The organism is Rhizobium sp. BR 314, from assembly GCF_047445805.1.
Lineage (GTDB): Bacteria > Pseudomonadota > Alphaproteobacteria > Rhizobiales > Rhizobiaceae > Rhizobium > Rhizobium lusitanum_B.
This window is the reverse complement of record NZ_JARWLA010000024.1, coordinates 86,937-106,052: the sequence shown is the minus strand read 5'-3', so window position 1 is coordinate 106,052 and position 19,116 is coordinate 86,937. Positions and strand designations below refer to the sequence as shown.

The 19,116-nt window shown below is 58.6% G+C and carries 16 protein-coding genes; 4 read left to right on the top strand and 12 right to left on the bottom strand.

Annotated elements, in window-relative coordinates; all coding sequences use genetic code 11:
* Together QD461_RS25010 and QD461_RS25005 are read left to right on the top strand one after the other, a co-directional pair.
* Window positions 1–233: transposase (locus QD461_RS25010; RefSeq protein ID WP_414090144.1), on the top strand; the 233-nt coding region annotated here is incomplete at its 5' end.
* 506 nt (window positions 234–739) lie between these two features.
* Window positions 740–2,785: an SPFH domain-containing protein gene (locus tag QD461_RS25005; RefSeq protein WP_414090143.1), complete on the top strand. Its 2,046-nt coding sequence runs from the start codon at window positions 740–742 to the stop codon at window positions 2,783–2,785.
* A gap of 324 nt (window positions 2,786–3,109) precedes the next feature.
* On the opposite strand, the gene QD461_RS25000 is transcribed toward QD461_RS25005, so the two are convergent.
* Window positions 3,110–4,204, bottom strand: a complete 1,095-nt coding sequence (locus tag QD461_RS25000; protein WP_414090142.1) for a porin — start codon at window positions 4,202–4,204, stop codon at window positions 3,110–3,112.
* A gap of 431 nt (window positions 4,205–4,635) precedes the next feature.
* Window positions 4,636–4,809: a hypothetical protein gene (locus QD461_RS24995; protein ID WP_414090141.1), complete on the bottom strand. Its 174-nt coding sequence runs from the start codon at window positions 4,807–4,809 to the stop codon at window positions 4,636–4,638.
* A gap of 317 nt (window positions 4,810–5,126) precedes the next feature.
* Here QD461_RS24995 and QD461_RS24990 point away from each other — a divergent pair, with 317 nt between their 5' ends.
* Window positions 5,127–5,486 carry a hypothetical protein gene (locus QD461_RS24990; RefSeq protein WP_414090140.1) on the top strand — a complete coding sequence of 120 codons (360 nt, stop codon included), beginning with the start codon at window positions 5,127–5,129 and terminating at the stop codon, window positions 5,484–5,486.
* A 202-nt stretch (window positions 5,487–5,688) separates the two neighbouring features.
* Window positions 5,689–7,872 carry a right-handed parallel beta-helix repeat-containing protein gene (locus QD461_RS24985; protein ID WP_414090139.1) on the top strand — a complete coding sequence of 728 codons (2,184 nt, stop codon included), beginning with the start codon at window positions 5,689–5,691 and terminating at the stop codon, window positions 7,870–7,872.
* A 78-nt stretch (window positions 7,873–7,950) separates the two neighbouring features.
* Here the strand turns inward: QD461_RS24985 and QD461_RS24980 are convergent, their stop codons facing one another.
* From QD461_RS24980 to QD461_RS24935, 10 genes are all read right to left on the bottom strand, one after another.
* Window positions 7,951–8,586, bottom strand: coding sequence for a GNAT family N-acetyltransferase (locus tag QD461_RS24980; protein ID WP_414090138.1), 636 nt, complete (start codon window positions 8,584–8,586; stop codon window positions 7,951–7,953).
* Window positions 8,587–8,723: 137 nt separating this feature from the next.
* Window positions 8,724–9,548, bottom strand: coding sequence for a creatininase family protein (locus QD461_RS24975; RefSeq protein WP_414090137.1), 825 nt, complete (start codon window positions 9,546–9,548; stop codon window positions 8,724–8,726).
* A 66-nt stretch (window positions 9,549–9,614) separates the two neighbouring features.
* Window positions 9,615–10,769 carry an alanine racemase gene (locus tag QD461_RS24970; protein WP_414090136.1) on the bottom strand — a complete coding sequence of 385 codons (1,155 nt, stop codon included), beginning with the start codon at window positions 10,767–10,769 and terminating at the stop codon, window positions 9,615–9,617.
* A gap of 78 nt (window positions 10,770–10,847) precedes the next feature.
* Complete coding sequence (locus QD461_RS24965; protein WP_414090135.1) at window positions 10,848–11,840, bottom strand: ABC transporter ATP-binding protein; 993 nt, start codon at window positions 11,838–11,840, stop codon at window positions 10,848–10,850.
* A complete protein-coding gene (locus QD461_RS24960; RefSeq protein WP_414090134.1) occupies window positions 11,833–12,858 on the bottom strand; it encodes an ABC transporter ATP-binding protein in 1,026 nt (341 codons plus the stop codon). Before QD461_RS24960 ends, QD461_RS24965 begins: the two co-directional genes overlap by 8 nt.
* Window positions 12,855–13,763, bottom strand: a complete 909-nt coding sequence (gene ddpC / locus QD461_RS24955) for a D,D-dipeptide ABC transporter permease (RefSeq protein ID WP_414090133.1) — start codon at window positions 13,761–13,763, stop codon at window positions 12,855–12,857. Before ddpC ends, QD461_RS24960 begins: the two co-directional genes overlap by 4 nt.
* A 2-nt stretch (window positions 13,764–13,765) precedes the next feature.
* On the bottom strand, window positions 13,766–14,779 hold the full coding sequence (locus QD461_RS24950; protein WP_414090132.1) for an ABC transporter permease: 1,014 nt from the start codon (window positions 14,777–14,779) through the stop codon (window positions 13,766–13,768).
* Between the two features lie 137 nt (window positions 14,780–14,916).
* The gene (locus QD461_RS24945; RefSeq protein ID WP_414090131.1) at window positions 14,917–16,458 is read right to left on the bottom strand and encodes an ABC transporter substrate-binding protein; all 1,542 of its coding nucleotides are present in this window, start codon (window positions 16,456–16,458) and stop codon (window positions 14,917–14,919) included.
* Between the two features lie 122 nt (window positions 16,459–16,580).
* Entirely contained in the window at window positions 16,581–17,213 is a 633-nt protein-coding gene (locus QD461_RS24940; RefSeq protein WP_184705917.1) for a helix-turn-helix domain-containing protein, read from the bottom strand.
* Between the two features lie 358 nt (window positions 17,214–17,571).
* Window positions 17,572–19,035 carry a M81 family metallopeptidase gene (locus QD461_RS24935; protein ID WP_414090130.1) on the bottom strand — a complete coding sequence of 488 codons (1,464 nt, stop codon included), beginning with the start codon at window positions 19,033–19,035 and terminating at the stop codon, window positions 17,572–17,574.
* Window positions 19,036–19,116 lie beyond the last annotated feature (81 nt).

Genomic DNA, 19,116 nt, shown 5'->3' with positions numbered 1-19,116 from the left:
GACAAAGGCATCTCGATGAAGATGCACTCGCCCGCATGCATCAACGGGCAACGCCCGACATGATGCGATTGCGTCGATGCACGGCAGAACATCCGTTCGGCACCATCAAACGCATGATGGCAGGCGGACGCTTCTTGACCAGAAACCTCAAGGGCACCAGAACCGAAATGGCCCTCTCCGTGCTCGCCTACAACATCATGCCCACCATAAACATGACATCAAAGCCCGCATAGACCCAGAAACCAAAAGAGGCTCCGGTCAAACCGGAGCCTCCAACGTTTCCACACGGGCTGTCACGGCGGGCTTTCACCATAGGCTACTGACGTGGGGAAAATCCGACGCGGGACTGATGTCGAGCGAGCATTCCAGATGCGCCCCACAGGTCGTCAGTTGCGTCAACAGGCAGCCTGATAGAATTCGATACTCGAAATTGCCTGGACATTGGAAGTACTTATGCGATTTCGCCCCGGGAACATCTTTAAACCTATAGGCGCAATCACTACGTGGTCTACCGTTATGTCTATCAAGGCAACACCGATGTGAGAGTGCATCACGACCACGCCTTCCCTCAGTGGGGACTGAGGGCGCGCGGTCATTTTTCCAGACAATGAGCAACCCAAGTCTTCGGCACGCCTTTGGCGCGCCGACGGAATAGGCGCGAATACTCCCCGCTTTAGCAACGAATACCAACCGGGCGGCTGTCGGGTGGACGAACCCGTGCGCCCATAGGAGCGAAAAGATGGAAGCCCTACCCAATCTCAGTCCGATCGAATGGCTGGCAATCGAAGTCGCCGTGACGATCATCGTGCTTGCGATCCTGCTTCGATGGAGCGGGTTCATCCGCTATATCCCCAATGACAGGCTCGGCATTCTCGAAAAGCTCTGGAGCTTTCGCGGCTCCGTCACGAATGGCTTCATAGCGCTCAATGGCGAGGCCGGCTTCCAGCCCGATGTCGTCCGCGGCGGCCTGCATTTTTTCATGCCGTTTCAGTATTCAATGCATCGCGCCAATCTCGTGACCATCCCCCAGGGGCAGATCGGTTATGTTTTCGCCCGCGACGGCAAGCCGCTGCCGCCAACCCAGACGCTCGCCTCGAACATCGAAGCCGATGATTTTCAGGATGTGCGCGCCTTTCTTCTCAAGGGCGGACAGAAGGGGCCGCAACGCAAGATTCTTCGTGAAGGCACCTATGCCATCAATCTCGCGCAGTTCATCGTACTGACCGCGCAATCGACCCATGCCGTCAACCTGAGTTCTTCGGAGCAAAGCCTGTTTGCCGACATGTCCACGCTGATATCAGAACGAAATGGCTTCGAGCCGGTCGTCATCCACGACGCAGAGGACATGATCGGCATTGTCACCGTCCATGACGGTCCGTCGCTGCCGGATGGCGAGATCATCGCACCGACCGTCGCCAACGATCCGAGGGGCGAAAACTTTCACAACAACTTCCAGGATCCGGAGAAGTTCCTCAACGCCGGTGGCCATCGCGGCCGTCAGTTGCAGGTGCTTGCCGATGGTAGTTACTTCCTCAACCGCATCTTTGCGACGGTCGAACTGGTGGACAAAACGATCATCGACGTCGGCACGGTCGGTGTCGTCGTCTCCTATACCGGCCGACGCGGCGCGGACATTTCCGGTCAATCTTATCGCCACGGCGAGTTGGTTGAAGCCGGCGCGCGCGGTGTCTGGTCGACGCCGCTGCTGCCAGGCAAATATGCGTTCAATACCTATGCTGGGAACATCGTCATCGTACCGACGACCAACTTCGTGCTCAAATGGACAAAGGAACAGTTCGGCGAGCACAGGCTGGATGAAAATCTCTCCGAAGTCTCGCTGATCACCAAGGATGCGTTCGAACCGATATTGCCGCTCTCGGTCGTCGTGCATATCGACTACATGAAGGCACCGCTGGTGGTGCAGCGTTTCGGGGATATCAAGCGACTGGTCGAGCAGACACTCGATCCGATGGTTTCTGCCTATTTCAAGAACATCGCCCAGACCAAGACGCTGATCGAACTCTTGCAGGAACGCAGCGAAATCCAGCGCAAGTCCGGTGAGGAAATGCGCGAGAAGTTCGCCTCCTACAGCCTCGAACTTCAGGAAGTGCTTATCGGCACGCCACGGGCCAGTACCGGTCAGAACAGTATCGAGCAGATCCTGATCCAGTTGCGTGAACGCCAGATCGCCGTCGAAAAGGTCGAGACCTACAAATTGCAGGAGGCAGCTGCCATTCAGGAGCGCACATTGCGCGAGAAAGAAGCACTTGCCGAGCAGCAGGCCAAGATCACGACCTCCGCACTCACCATCGAGATCAGTGAGAACGAAGGCAAGGCGCAACTTGCCCGCACCCGCCAGCAGGCGGAGACCATTCAGGTCACAGCGAAGGCAGAGGCAGAAAAAGTGCGGCTCGCAGGTCTTGGTGAGGCTGACCGAATCAAGGCAATCGCGCTTGCTGATGCCGAGCGCATTAAGGCAACCGGTTTTGCCGACGCCGAGAAGGTGCGCGCCGTCGGTCTGGCTGAGGCCGAAGCCACGGAGAGAAAGGTCGCAGCCTTCGGTGGGCCGGACTATCAGCTCAACTCGCAGGTTCTGATGCGCTTCGCCGAGGCGATCGAGAACGGCAGATTGCCGCTCGTCCCGCAAATCCAGGTTGGTGGTGCCGGCGGCGAAAAGGGCGCCAGCAACGGGCTAGTCGAGATGATGCTGTCGATGCTTGTCGCCGACAGAATTGAACGGCCGGCTCAGCCGATCGCCGCTCCTGCTACGGTCGAGCAGGGTTGAGTGGCAACGGGCCGGTTATCCCGGCCCGTTGAACATTCAGTCAATGACGGACTGCCGGTATACACCCCTTGCGGAATGGAGCCGACTGCAAGCACGCGGCGGTTAGCCGCGTCGAATTACAAGTGTCCCTATCCGTCACGCAGATCACATCGAGATTGGAGAGTATCTCTGAATCGGTGGCGAACCATCGCCGATTCAGAAGGATCCGGAGGGAAACCGGATCCTTCCGTCTTTGATCGGAGGTCAACCGATCACGATGAGAAGCCCGATGGATCGGTACATAGGGCTTCTCGTACCCGGCCCCAGGCAGGCCGGGTAGCAGGATTAGAAGCTACGCTGGAAGCGGAGGATACCAGCCCACTGATCCTGGTTCACAGAATCGAAGTTGGTRTAGGAGACTTCCGGCTCGATGAGCAGGTTCTTGACCGGGTTCCACTTCAGGTTCGTGGTCGCGGCAAAGATCTTCGAGTCGGTGTAGGCGAGCTGCAGGTTCCACTTCAGCTTTTCGTTGATCGGAACGCTTGCRCCRCCCCAAACAGCCCAGTCACCCCAGCCGCACTTCGATGCATCCGTAACGGGGCAAGCCGAACGGTCGASGTTGGTGCCGGCATACTTGTTGAGCTTCTTGCCGTCGGTGTTCCAGCCACCCATYAAGAAGGCCGAGAATACGCCGAAGTCAGCATCAACACGAGCCTTGATAGCGCCTTCTTCGACGATCGAGTCGTAACCGCCGACAACCTTGAAGCCCCATGCGCCGGACTTGAAGCCAGCACCGGCGACAACGTCAGGAGCGTAGTGGTTGGATTTGTCGTCTGTCCACCAGCTGGAGCCATAGGAGTTCTTGCCGTCCGAAGTGGAGTTGCTGTCTTCGAGCGAGATGACTGCCGTGAAACCGTTGCCGGCATCGTAGTTGTAGGTCAACTGGTTCAGTTCGTACGGACCGTCATAGACCACGTCGTCGTTGATGACGTCGCCGGCGTAGCCGATGTAGGAGTTGTACTGCGAATCGGCCTTACCAACGAGGAAGCCGCCGAGGCTGATGTTCGCAAACAGCAGCTTGGTGCTGGTGGAGTTGCCTTCCTGCCAGTCCCAACGGATGACAGTATTGGTCTTCAGCGGGCCGTATTCGGTGTCGGTCGCGGTGTCGAGCGCCAACTGAGCGCGGGTGTGCCACAGCGTGCCGTTGTGGGTGTTCGGGTTGTAAGCATCGTACCACTTGCCTTCGGTACGAACCAAGCCGCCAATCTTGAGGCAGGTTTCGGTGCCCGGAATGAAGAAGTAGCCTGCACCGTATGCGTCGCAGATGCGAACGTATTCCAGCGGCTCCGGCTCAGCGGCAACGATGGCGTCGGCCGCATGGGCACCGGATACTGCTGCCAGCGCAGCAGCGGAGCCGAGAAGAAGGCTCTTGATGTTCATTGGAAACTCCTGGTTTGTCTTTACCTATTCACATTCCAAGGAGCGAGTAGATTACGTCGCCCGGCACCAACCATCCTGCAAACGGAAGGCAAACCAGTCGCGGCATCCACAATGTCTGCCGGCATCATCCCCACCCCTATGGAACCTCGTTGGCCTGCGCTGGAATTTCACCCCACCAGATCGCAAGCCAATTTCGGATCCTGATATTTGGCTATATACATTCTGATTGTTTGTAAATATTGCTCTAGCCGGTTCCATATCAAGGAAAATGCGACTGTTGATTTAGTGCAACATATGTCCTTAATGGCTGGATTGAATTCTCGCCCCTTTCGGGATGCCGGGGAACACATGAACTTCGCGGGCTGCCAGTCCTTGCCCTTGAGAATTGCAACCCGGACCGCATTGCCAAAACCGCCAAATCAGTTCACCCTTCAGTCATGGCCGATATTGCGCGACCATTCGTGACCGATGACGATCCCGACCGGTACATCCGCTGTCAGGACGCGCTTCACGCAGCCTTTCGCGATCTGGTAGGCGCGGCGATAGCCGCCGGATGGTCGAAGCGTGAAGTGCTTTCGGCAATTGCCGATTTGGCGGATGATCACCTGCTTTCCATGGACGCCAACGACAACACGAGCGCCCTGATCGCGCTCCTCAAGAGAATGACCTAGCTCTTTTTCGAATCATGAACCGTACCCTCGCCTTCATGGCTGTCTTTGCATGGCCACATTGACCGGCCCGAATCGGCAAAAGATGTGGCGCGGCAGCGCTCGCCCTCCTCGGATCGTTCCCAAGGGTCGTGTCGATTTCAGGCTCTATAAAAAAGGGCTTCATCTGCTCACTCCAAAGGGGGCTTCAGACCCACGCCCGATGGACTTGTCTGGGCAGCCATGCGATCAACCTATTTTTCTGAGGAATTCCCATGTCAGTTGCTTCCGTAATCTGCGAGGTTCGGTATCGCATCGACAAGATGGCGATCGAAGAGTTCAAGGCCTATGCTAGGACATGGATGACGCTGATCGAACGATATGGCGGAACGCACTACGGATACTTCATCTCCCGCGAGGCTCCGGCCGGTGCAGCTGTCAGCTTTCCGCGCGCAGGAGTGGATGAAACCGCCGATATCGCCGTGGCCTTGTTTTCCTTTCCCGATGATAGCGCCTATCTGCGGTATCGCGACGAGGTTGCCAAAGATGCAGAGGGCATCGAGGCGAATTCGCGATTTGATGCCAGCCCGCCTTTCATAAGCTACCAGCGTGTCTTCCTTGAGCGCCTCTCGTGAACGGTCATCACACGAGGTAAGCAGGGGAATGCGGTTTGGACCGGATTTCCATGTTGCCGCCAGAAGGCTAAAGGCGACAGCTGCGGCGATCCCCGAACCTGGTCAGACATGTGGATCGAGACCTCTTTGCTTATAAGTTGACTATTTTTATCATGTATACTACGCCATGCCGTCCGCTTCGCGGGCACAGTGAAACGGGGATATGATGAAAAATTTGGTGGTCCTGACCGCGCCGGTGACGGCCGCGGCGGTGTTGAGTATTGCGCATGCCCAAGCATCCGAAATGCCGGCATTCGTTGAGTTCGAGAGCCGCTGGAACAGCGAAAACTCGCAGGCAGGGTTCAGTATAATGCAGCTGTTCCGGCTGGATGCCGGCCGGTTGTTCCTTATCGATGCGAATGGATCGATCATAGAGGGGGACGTTCAGAAGGGGTCGGTCGGCGTTGGTTATCGCTTCCAGACGACGCACGGCTTCAACCTCGGCTTCAATGGGTATTACGACTACCTGAACTCCAGCCTCGGTAACAGTTTTCACCAGCTTTCGGTCGGCACCGAACTTCTCGGCCCGATCATCGAAGCCAGAGCCAACCTTTATTTACCGCTCGGCGGCGACGTAGCCGTTCAAGGCGCCGGACTCGGTGTAATCGATAACGGAACCCTTCGCTTCCGTGAGGGACGCGAGCAGGCTCGGCCGGGCGCCGATGCCGAGATCGGGTTCAAGGTTCCGCAAATATCCGACGACGGCAGCGCGGAACTGAAGTTCTTCGGTGGAAGCTATTGGTATGGCGGCAAGAATATCAGGGACATGTTCGGCGGCAAGCTACGTGCAGAACTCGCCCTCGCAAATCTGCCGGGTCTTCCGACAGGGTCTACAGTCTCATTCGGAGCCGCCGCTACATACGACAATGAGAACAAGCTTGGCGGAGACATCCTGGCGAGGCTGCGCATTCCCTTTGGCGGAATCGGCAACGGCAAGGCGCCTGACCCGTTCGACCCGGATATCCAGAGAGTAACACGCGCTTCGACGATCAAGACCCATGTCGGTGCCACCGGAGAGCTGGAAGACGCCATTCTCGACATCAACGGCCGGACCGCCGGCAAGGTCGTCAACGTCTCGGCAGCCGACAAGGATGTGGCGACCGTTAATGCGCGGCTTGCGGCAGCGGGCACCAACGCGCTCGCGCTTGCAGACGGCAATATTGGACTGGACGGGTCGTTGCTGCTCGGGGATGGCCAGGTGCTTCTCGGCGGGGGCGGCGCTCTGGCACTGCATGGCGCCTCAAGTGGCGGTAGAGCGACCTTCTTCAATTCAGGCATCAGCGGAAGGCTGACGAGCAGCAATGCCACGCAGAACGTAGTGACGATGGCGTCGAACAGCATCGTCTCTTCCATTTCTCTCTCAGGTGGCCTCGCAGGGATCGGCAGCACCGGCGCGTCGAACCTCCTCATCGACAATGTCGATATTTCCGGCACCGCCCACGACGGCATACGGCTGGCGGGTGTCGACGGCGCAACCATTCGCAACGGCAGGATTCACGATCTCTTTGTCTGCGAAAGCAGCACGCTTTGCGAATTCTCGATCATGGATCCGAACAAGGCGCCCTATGCGGCGGTCAGCGCCCACGGCACGAGGAATCTTACCGTTCGCGACATGCAGATAGACAGCGTCACCTATGGCGTGTTCGCGGGAAGCGCGATCGACGACCGTGGATGGCCCCCGGCGATCACGGACCTCGCCAGCAACATTCGCTTGGACAACGTCGCCATCTCGCGCTCGCGCCGCGAAGGCGTGCTGCTGGTCGCTGTCGATAAGGTCGAGATGAACAAGGTGACGGTCGATAACTCGGCGCAGGGGCTGGACATGGATCTTGTCGTGCTGCAGGGCAGCTCGAATGTCTCGATTACCGACATGGTGCTGAAGGGCGGCATTAACGGCCTGATGCTCGTCAGTTCCACTACGCTGCCGCATGAAGCAAAGGCGACGAACATCAACGTCAACGGCCTTCAGGTTGACGGTACGCGAAACGCCGGCATCTTCTTCAATCCAGTCTCACGCATCAATCTGAAGAACGTGTCCATCACCAATGCCGGCACCTACGGCATGTTCGTCTATGGCGATGATTGGGGCTACCTTGGCGGCCCTGTTGCGAACATCACCTTCGAAAAAGTCGTCATCGATCACGCAAGCAAGGCGGGTCTCTATCTCATGGGTCCTTCAGAGGATCTGACCGGCGACATCACCGTTCGCAACACGCCGCGTGACTGCAAATCGGATCCATCCTGGATGGGTGGCCTGAGCGGCTCCATCACGCAGTCGCCTGGCTCTACCCTTCTCGTCAACGGCAAGGAATTAGGCCCGACGACCTTCGACGGTCGCTGCGGCTGAGATCGCCGGACAAGCACAAGACATGGGCGCGGCCTGATAGCCGCGCCCCATCCTCGACCTGCCGGGACGCGCAATAGATTAGGCTTCGGGAACAGCGATTGACGCAGTCGAATATGGCGAGATCACCTGCCAGCCCAAACTGGCATAGAGGGCACGTCCCTGTTCCGTGGCAACGAGCAGTTCGGGAACAGTCGGAGATATCTTCTGTCTTTGAAGAGCAGCCATGACGGCGTGACCCAACCCTTGGCGACGATGCTCTTCGTTGGTTACGATCCGATCGTAGACGAAAGCATCTTCGGTTTCTACACCATAACCACTTGCGGCGAGCATATCGGCCTCGGAAAAGACACCCACTTCTACGACACGCCCGACACGTCTGGTTTCGATCCTATACCCGGCCGCAAGCGGCCGTTCCATGTGGGCTCGGCTCGCGCGCATGAAATAGCCCGGGGGATGGAGTGACCACACCGATGGCAATACCGAACGCAGTTCGTCGGCTTCGCCACAGAGCTTGAGAAAATAGCGTGGCTCGCTAATGGAGCGAGCGAGTTCGCCGATGCCCGCTCCCAACTGCGGAAAAATCCAGCGCCGCACTTCGACATCGCTGTTGGTATCGATGCGCAGGCCCCCATATTCCGGTCGCGGTGGCGCAAGCCCGCGCGCAATCGATCGCCCTGACGCCCATGCATTCAAGATTGCTGGATCAACGCTCATCGTCTCGCATCCGCTGGCCCGTCACTTCGAGAGCACAGCCCGACAGCGTCATAGTCGATCCATATGCTTCGCTGATAGTGTCGCACGGCATTTCAAGCGTGTCGCACAAAAACGCTCCACACTTTGCGTGACGGGCCTCAGTCCGCTCTGCCGCTCGTAGCGCCCAGACCACGACCGGGTGTCCAGACCGGATCGGGCGCTGTCCACAGCACGGTGTTGCGTATTAATTTGACGAGTTCGCTTGCTTGCAGATCAAGGAAGCGCTCGCCTTTCTCTGCCGTCGCGCTGCGCGGATCACCCCATGTCCCGGTGACGGGCGCGCGCTCGGCGAAGGAATAGAACCGCGACACATCCGTCGGCACATCGACGGGATGCCGCTGGTTGCCGAAGGCCTGACCGAACATTTCCGTCCTGACCGCATCGGGAACGATCGCCAACATGACCGACGCCTCGCCTTCGCAGGCGTGGTGAGCGCCGTCATCGACCTCGAAGATCTTCTTCGCCTCCTCCGGCGCCAGCATCCAGGGCGTCGTCGCAACAATCGGCAGGRCGAATTCGACGGCGAGCTCGCGCACGGCGACCGCCAACGGCTCGATGTTGCCACCGTGACCATTCACGATCAGCAATCGTGAGAAGCCGAGCGCCTTCAAGGAACGGACGATGCAGCGGATAGTTCGGCTGAGCGTATCGTAATCGAGCGTAATGGTGCCGCCGAACGGCAGGTGATGCTCGCTCATTCCGAGCCACAGGCCAGGCAGAACAGCGACCGGAATGTCACCCGCCACCAGATGGGCAGCGCGAATAGCGGCCGCCGAGGCGCTGGCCGTATCGGTAATGACAGGCAGGTGCGGTCCATGCTGCTCCAGCGATCCGATCGGTAAAACAGCAAGCGCATCCGACCTGCCGGCAAGTTCCCGCAAGACGGGCGCCGTCATCCGCGCCCATTCGACTTCCTTTTCCATAATGGTCCCCTTTCAACGTTGACGACGAAACTCGGCCGGCTCTCCGGTGGCGAGTGCTGGCGGCGACTATGTCTGACGGCCGCGGGCATCGATCCGCAGCGCCCTCGTCCGCCCATCCGATTGTCGCAGGCTAACGCTGTCGAACTGCGCGACAACGGCACAGGCGTGGTTGGGGAATATCCGGACACGGCTGCCCAAAGCCGGCGGATCGCCAAGAAAGCGAACAAAACCGTGCTCTTCGGAGAGACGCTCCACCTCCCATATTTGCGGTTGCAACTCACCGACACTGACGGCAATTCCAAAGCCGCTGCCGCCTGAACCATGGGCGCCGAGATCGGACGTCAGGGTCTTGGAACCCGCATCCATGATGAAATGACGATCATTGTGCGCGACAACCGTTGCGACAACCGAAAGCGCGGTATCGTCGGGCGACGAGATGCCCAGTCGCAGTGCCGTTCGGTCGAGAAAGGCGTAGTTGCCGGGTCGAATTTCCGTCACGCCTTGCGGAATCGGCGCGCCAAGGCATGTCGGCGTGGCGCCAACGGACAATCTTGGCACGTCAAGCCCGGATCGGCGCAGCCGCTCTGCCAGTTCGCCAAGCGCAAGCGCCTCCGCTCTGGCCATATCGGACAGTTCCTCGAGATTTCGGCTGCCATAGGAATGGCCTGCATGCGACAGCAATCCGGCAAAGGCCAGAGAAGGATGCTGCTCGATTCGCCGGGCGAGCAAAACGGCCGCCGGGTCCTGCGGTTTGATCCCGACGCGACCGAGACCAACATCCACCTTCAGAAAGACGCCGAGCTTGACGCCATGTGCTTCCGCTGTTGCCCCGATCGCATCGACACCCGCGTCATGGGTTGCGATCAATAGCAATTCGGTTCCATGGATTTTCGCGCTGCGGACGAGCCGGCCGATCGCTTCGGGCCTGACGATCGGATAAGCAAGCGTCACAGAGCGAACACCACCCTCGACGAAGACGAGTGCTTCCTCCGGCTTCGAGGCTGTTACGCCGATCGCCCCGAGTTCGAGCTGACGATGGGCAATCATCAGGCTCTTGTGCGTCTTGATATGCGGACGCAGCGCGACACCGGCCGCGTTCGCCCGCTCCTGCATTCCGCGCAGGTTGCGCATCAAGCGCTCCTGGTCAATTTCCACATAGGGTGTCGGCAGGTCAGTCGGATATGGACGAAGAAAGGCGTCAGGCGCCGCGGCTTTGGTCACTGTCGTCTCCGGGAAATGGCTGGATGGGAACATTGCTCCATCCGGCTGATGCAGGTTTGTCGGGAAGCGGTAGTTCCCTCACCGCTTTGCTACATGACATCGGACCTGATGCAATCCGGCATCGATGGGCAACAAAGACTGGCGCACGTCACAACCGGCCGCAGCCTTGGCGCATCTTTGCTTATAAAAGCAGCCGGTCGGCAAGCGGCGATTGTTGGGAAGCTCGCCCAGACGCACCTCGGCGATCTCTGGCAAAGGGCTGGCAAAGCTTGGAACCGCCGCCAGCAGCGTTTGCGTATAAGGGTGCCGTGGGTTGTGCAGCACCTCTTCGGAGGGGCCGCTTTCGACGATCTCGCCGAGATACATCACCGCAACCTCGTCGCAGAAGTGGCGTACAAGTGCGACGTCATGGGAGATCATCAGATAGGTCAGCCCCCGCTCCCGCTGCAGCTTCAAGAGCAGGTTGATGATCTGCGCCTGCACCGACACGTCGAGCGCCGATGTCGGCTCGTCCAGCACCATGAGGTCCGGATCCGTGCTGATGGCGCGAGCGATGGCGATGCGCTGGCGCTGACCGCCCGAAAATTCGTGCGGCAGCCGGTCCAGATGTTCCGGCCGCAGGCCAACCGCAACCGCAAGTTCCGCCGCCTTCGCATGAAGGTCTGCCTTGCTCAATCCCCCGCGAATATGCAGTGGTTCGCTGATCAGACGCCAGACCGGCAGACGACGGTCGAGCGAAGACTGTGGATCCTGGAACACGATCTGCATCTTCTGCCGCAGCTCCCGCTTTTGCCTCCCCTGAGCTACCTTGAAATCTTGGCTGTCAATGGCGACCTTGCCCTCGTTATAGTCGACAAGCCCGATGATTGCCTGGGCAAGCGTGGTTTTACCGCATCCGGATTCGCCGACAATGCCGAGACTTTTACCGGGGCGAACAGCGAGACTGACGCCATTGACGGCGTGGACGTGAGACGTGGCACGACCGAGCCAGTTACGGGAAGCGGGAAAACGGACATGGAGATCGGTCACTTCCAGAACCGGTTGCGCCATTGCTTCAGTGCGCTCAAGCATTGCCGTGCCCCTTGTCCAAGATTCGAACCCCATCTCCGCGTTGCCAGCACGCGACCTGTTGCGCATCGGATCCAGCAAGTTGCGGAGAGTGCGTTCGACAGCGCTCAACGGCTTCGCCGCAGCGCGGCTGGAAATAGCAGCCGGCGGGCGGATGCATCAGATTGGGGACGGCGCCGGGGATTGCTTCCAATTCCTGCTTGGGAGCCAAGCGCTCGGGCAGACAGCGCAGCAGGGCCCGGGTATAGGGATGCTGCGGCGTATCAAGTACGGTCCGCGTCAAGCCATGCTCCACGATGCGTCCGGCATACATGACGTAGATCCGATCGCATAGCTGCGACACCACGGCGACATTGTGCGAGATGAAGATAACCGACGTTCCGGTACGGCGCGCGCGGTTCTGGATCAGCTGCAAGATCACCGCCTGAACGGTCACGTCGAGCGCGGTCGTTGGCTCATCGGCAATGATCAGCCCTGGATTGCAGGAGAATGCCATTGCGGTCAAAACGCGCTGCCGCATTCCGCCGGAGAGTTCGAACGGATAGGCCCGCATGATCCGCTCGGGTTCCCCGATCAGCATATCGGCGAGAGTGTCATGCGCGCGCTGCTTGGCCCCCTCTAGGTTCGTCCCCTCGTGGCGCATGATGATGTCAGTCAATTGCTTGCCGATGCGGATGGTCGGGTTCAGCGCATTCATCGGCTCCTGAAAGATGGTCGACACCACCTTGCCGCGCATGTTCTGCAGCTCTTTGTCGTCCATCGTCAGGGTGGCGCGACCGAACAGGCTGACCGACCCGCCGGTGATTTTGTATCGCCCCTTCGGCAACAATCCGGTTGCCGCCATGGTCGTGACCGACTTGCCGCAGCCGGATTCGCCGACAACGCCGACAATCTCGGCCTTGCCGACCTCAATCGAGACATTATCCAGTGCCTTGATCGAGCCGCTGAAGGTCGGAAATTCCAGAGAGAGCCCTTTAATTGCCAGAGCCTGACCGTCTGGTTGCGCTGTGCCGATCATCATCTGCTCCTCGAGCGCGGGTCGAGCATGTCTCGAATGCCGTCACCAACAAGATTGCATGAAATTGCCGAAAGCAGGATGGCGAGACCCGGAAATGTCGCATACCACCACTGATCGAGCATATAGCTGCGTCCACTGCTGACCAGCGCCCCCCATTCGGCGGTCGGCGGCTGTGCACCGAGACCGATGAAACTGAGGGCTGCGGCGATCAGCACGACGCTGCCGAGATCAAGCGTCGACTGCACGATAATCGGCGACATGACGTTCGGGAGGATATGCCAGCGCAGGATATAGAAGGGCGACGCACCAAAGGTACGCGATGCCTTGACGAAAATCTGCTCCCTGAGCGAAAGCGTCTGTCCGCGGGCAAGGCGCACATATGCAGGTATACGCACGATCGCCACCGCCAGCATGGAGTTGAACAGGCTGGGTCCGAGGGCTGCCGCCAGTGCCATGGCAAGCACCAGCGCCGGCAGCGCCATGATGACATCCATGAGGCGCATGATGCCGGTATCGATGCGACCGCCGACCACGCCCGAAAAGCAGCCGATCACCACGCCAACCGACATCGAAATGAGAACGATCATGAAGGCAGCGCCGCAGGAGGCCCGAGAGCCGTAGATGACGCGCGAGAAAAGATCGCGGCCGACTTCGTCGGTGCCAAACCAATGTGCAGCGCTCGGCGGCCGAAGCCGGGCGATCAGGGATACCTTGTCCGGATTATAGGGTGCGATCCAGGGAGCGGCGATGATGACGAACACCAGCAAAAGAATGATCGTGATCCCCACAAGGGTAAGCGGGCTGCGGCGGCTCAAATACCAGAAGTAGCGCAACTGCTCTGACCAGGGCTTCGTCCTGCCGGTCGCGGCTCTCGGAGCGCCCGCTCCTGTCGGTATTATGGCAGACATGATCAGACCTCCCGTATCTGCGGATCGGCAAGCATGTAGGCCAGATCGACCAGAAGGTTGATCAGCACATAACCGATGGATGCGATGATGGTGAAACCCATGATGGCGGGGAAATCGAGCGTCTGGATCGAACTGACGACATAGGTTCCCATGCCAGGCCAAGCGAAGATCGTCTCTGTGAGGACCGCTCCATAGAGAAGGTCGCCAAGCGCCAGGCCGAGAAGCGTGATCGAAGGGATCAGCGCATTTCTAAGCGCATAGTTGAAAATGACCCTTTTCCGACGCAAGCCGCTGGCGCGGGCTGTGCGGATATAATCCTCCTGCAGGACATCGAGCATCGAGGCACGGATCTGGCGCGTGATCACGCCCATATTGGCAAAAGCAAGCACGAAGCCCGGCAGGACGATGTGGTAGGCGGCGCTGCGGAAGGCGTCGAAGCGGCCCTGCAACAGGGAATCGATCAGCAGGAAGCCGGTGACGCGTTCCGGCGCGACAATACCCATCGCCAACCGGCCGCTGCCCGGCAATATCTGCAGTTTGGCGTAAAAGAAATAGATCAGGATAAGGCCGAACCAGAAGACCGGCATCGATATGCCGCAGACGGAGACCGTTCGCGCAAGCTGGTCGATCGGGCCATCCTTGTAAACGGCCGAGGCTACGCCGAGTGGCACGCCGAGGCAGATTGCGATCAGAAGCGCCACGGTTCCCAGCTCAAGAGTTGCCGGAAGGAATGCCCGTATATCTGCGGCAACGGGACGGCTGGTGCGCAAGGATGTTCCGAGGTCGCCATGCAGAAGATTGCCGATATAGATGGTGAACTGTTCGACCACAGGCCGGTCAAGACCGAGACTGCGACGGACATTCTCGAGCGTCTCCGCACTTGCCCTGTCGCCCGCAATCATGCGGGCGGGATCGCCGGGGATGAGGTGCGAGATCGTAAAGGTGATTACGGCGACCCCCAGCACGACGAAGAACAGAAGGATCAGACGGGGAACGATGATGCGGGTGATTGCCATGGACGTCAGCCCTTTCGCCAGAATTATCCTGACCTTGAATGGGTGAGGAAATCCCGTCGCCTGAGTCTGATGCAGGAAACGAAAGCGTTTCAGCTATCAGGGACACTCGGGCGACAGGATCGGTTTGAGCCGGCTCTTTACTGCGCCTTCGACATCGTTCCGAAATTATAGACCTGGATCAGCATCGGATTGTAGATATAGCCCTTTACTGCGGCACGACGGGCGAAGATGTCATTCTTCTCCATGATGTAGAGATAGGGCGCATCCTGTGCCGCAAGCTTCTGTGCTTCGGTGTAGAGCGACTTGCGCTTCCCCTCATCGACGATCGAGCCTGCTTCCTTCACCAACGCAGTCACCTGCTTGTTATTATAGAAGGAGCGGTTGCCTGGACCGCCCATTTTGTCAGCGTCGAACCAGTAGTTCATGAACATGTAAGGATCGGCAAAGTCGGGCGTCCAGGCGCCGGGCGCCATATCGAACTTGCCGTTGGCGACCATCTCGCGCTTCGTTGTGTCGGCGACCGCCTGCAAGTCAAGCTTTATGCCAAGTTCGGCAAGGGAAGCCTGCAACGCAAGACCAATCGGCTCCCAAGCGGGATCGGCCTGTGAGAAGGTGTAGGTCAGGTGAATGTTGCTCTTGCCGGATTCCTTGAGCAGCGTCTTCGCCTTGTCTATGTCGTAGCTGTACTGAAAGCCCTGCGGATCATGCCCCCACATGCCGCTTGGTACAGCACCGCGCATCTGCTTGGCTTGCCCCAGCATAATGCCATCAATGATGCCCTGATAGTCGACGGCATAGGAGATCGCCTGGCGAACCTTGACGTCATCAAGCGGCGGTTGCCGATTGTTCATGTATATGTAATTCACATACATGCTGGGATTGCTCTCGACCACCACCGAACTATCTTTGCGCAAAGCATCCGCTTGGTCCGGCGGGATCTGTTCGATGATGTCAGCGTCGCCGCTTGTCAACTGAAGGCGACGGGCCGATATGTCGCCGACGACTCGAATGACGACCTGATTGAGAGCAGGCTTTGTCCCGGCATAGTGCTCGTTGCGATCAAGGACGACGCTCTGGTTCCGCTCCCATGACGAGATGCGATAGGGACCACTACCCGCCGTATGTTCGGCAAGCCAACCCTTTGCCAAGTCACCGTCCTTCTCATGCGCCATCACCTTCGGATTGATGATAGCGGCTCCCGCAACAGCAAGTGTCGAAATGAACGGCGCAAAGGGCGCGGTCAGATGAAACTTCACCGTCTGCGGATCGACGACTTCGACCTCTTTGAGGACGGGAAATGCATCCGATGGCCCGGCCTTCAATTTCATGAGCCGGTCAAAGCTGAATTTGACAGCGGCGGCATCGACGGGTGATCCGTCGTCGAATTTATGATCCCTGGCGAGTTTGAAGGTCCAGACGAGCCCAGCGTCGTCCGCCGTCCAGCTTTCCGCCAGTTCAGGCTTAACTTCCGTCGACGCGCCCTTATAGGCGATGAGCCGTTCATAGGCGGCATAAATCAGAGTGTAGCCGCTGTTGCTGATCTCGATACCCGGATCGGCTGTTGGCGCATCCTCCGCTCGAGCAACAACCAATACATCTTGTGCCGCCATGACGGCGGATAAAGGCGTCGACGCCAAAAGCAATGCAAAGCCGACGGATTTCCACCTGGAACCGTTCATCTCGTTGTCCTCCCCAGAACTGCAGTTTGCGCCCTCCCGGCACTCACCGCTAGATCAGTCTAGGAAACGATTTTCCTAAGTGCAATATTTTTTCTTATCGTACGCGTCTTTTTTATTTCCACCTAGCTGGTTGCCTTCTGCGCCTGCGCCTTTGCAAGGGTGGAAACGAGCTCGGGTTCAGGCGTCGAGCAGACGCAGAGAATTTGCGCCGGCTCCTCGCTAACGCTCAGATAGGCATGGCCGGTCATCGCATCGAAGTATGCGGAGTCACCCTTCTTGAGCCGCAGGGGCTCATAGATTTCGCTATGAAGCTCAAGCTCGCCTTCGAGAACGTAGAAGAACTCCTCACCCTTGTGCCGGATGAGCGGACCGAATTCCTGAAGGGTGCGGGCATGCGCGACCGCAACGATCGGCACCATCGCCTTCTTATAGATCTCGGTGCAGACATAGAGATAGTCATAGTTCTTCGTGATGATCGACCGGCCGTCTCCAGCCTTGGTATAGGTCCGGCGCCCCATCACATTTGCCGTGTCGTCGGCATTGGCCAGCGTGCCGAAAAGCTCAGCGATGTCGACCTTGATCCCCTGCGCAAGCTGAACGATCCGGTCATAGGTCAGTTGCATCTGGTTGTTCTCGACCTTGGAAAGGGTCGAGACCGCAAGCCCGGTCATGGAGCTCACCTCGGCAAGGGTCCAGTGATTGCGAGTGCGGATATCTTTTAAGATATCACCGAGGCTGGATTTCGTATCATTCATCGGTGGCGTCTCCAATTCGCCTGCAGCCATTCGCCCGCCGCTCCGCGCTGGTGTCCTGAACGGGGCAGAATTCGATTGGCATGATAGGAAAACTATTTTCTATGGATCGAGCCCGTAATCAACATTCCTCTGAAAAGCAATCCATGCCTGCCGATGAAACAGCGTCGACGCCCGCGAACTCCCAAGCGCTCAACAAGGATAGGCCGTCGGAAAATGAGGCAGAGAGTTTTGCGAAGGCAGAAAAGGCGCCCTTGGCGATCGAGGGCAGCGGGTAACATCCGCTCGAATTCGTTCGGATATTGGCCCGCGCCCGCCGGCTCGCCCTGCCTTCTTATCGACCCACTCTCCAGATGGTGTTCTAGCCTTGATCCATCAGTGGGTGATCGACCTTGGGCCAATAAGATTTCGCCAGCTTGGTGAATGGCAGCTCATCGAAGCGCGGCTGCAACGCACCGGGGGCGCCGACATAGAGGATCTCGCTCGCAATCGGCTCGAAGCCGGCACGGAAATGATTGCTCGATTTGACGACGACAATCTTCTTTGTCGCCAGATCGAGGCCAAGGGCCGTCATGCATTCCGGATGGAAGGTTTGCGTGCGCAGAGTATTCAGGACAATGTCGACGTTTCCCGCGCTGACCCAGACTGCATCGCCAATGCTGAGCGGCGTCGGACCAAAGCGTTGGGTTATGCCCGATGCGATGCGCCTGACCCGAACGGTGAGATCAAGCGGGTCGCCCGAAGCCTTGCCGACCTTGCCGCCAATTCTCAGATCGAGCTTGGCCCCTTCCCCTGCCTCGCGGCACATGCGCACGGCAATGGGATCCCAATAAAGGCAGGACGCTACATCCTCGATGCCTCTCTCGATGATGCGGCGCAGGATGAAGGTCGAGTCGCCGGGCGCTCCGCCGCCGGCGTTGTCGGAGACATCGGCCAACACGACGGGGCCGCTTCTTGCGGCAAGTGCCTGATCGAGCGCGGCATCGATCGTCAGATAGTCGTGGCGCATCTCCTCGCGCGCATCGTAGATTTCCCGGCCGAATTTCTCGGCGATACGCGCCGCCATTTGCGGATCATTATCCGTCACGACAAGCATCTTGGCGCCGACATCGGCGACGTCGCCCCAGGGAAAGCCGTGGCCGAAGGAGACGGAGAGAACGCCGTCCTGGCCTTCGATGGCCTTCATGCGGTCGACAATTCCGCGCAATGGTGCCTTATGCGGATGAAATGTGCTGACGAGACGGCAGTCGTAGACCGCCATGACCGGGCGAACCTCGCCAGCCAGCGTTCGTTCCATCAGCCGGAACAGCTGCTCGGCGACAATTTCGATGTCGGTGTGCGGATATTCCTTGTAGGCGGCGATCATACTCGCATTGGCGACCATGCGATCGGTGAGATGGCAATGCAGATCAAGCTCAGCGGCAATGGGAATGTCTGGGCCGACCACCTGACGCACATGCTCAAGCAAATCCCCTTCGACATCATCATAGCCATCGGCGACACAGGCACCGTGCAAGGCAAGCATGACGGCGTCGACGGGCATTGCCGCCTTAAGATCGTCGACGATGGTCTTGCGGAAGCTTTCATAGACCGCGCGCGTTGTCTTGCCGCCGGGCTCGGCGACTGCGCATAGGCTTTCGATCACGGCCCAGCCGTTTTCGCGCGCCGCGTTACGCCAGACGAACATTTGCGAGGAACAGCAGTTCAGCGGCCTTTCGGTCGCATCGCCATAGGCGATCAAATTCTCGCTGAAAGCCTCGAGCCCCGTCTGGATCGGGGAAAAAGTGTTGGTTTCGGTATCCAGTCCCGCGATGAACAGCTTCATTTCCGCCTCCTCCATGCAGAAAGATATTTTCTCATCATAGAAATATGTTTATGGTCAGAAAGTCAAATCTATTATCCGTAC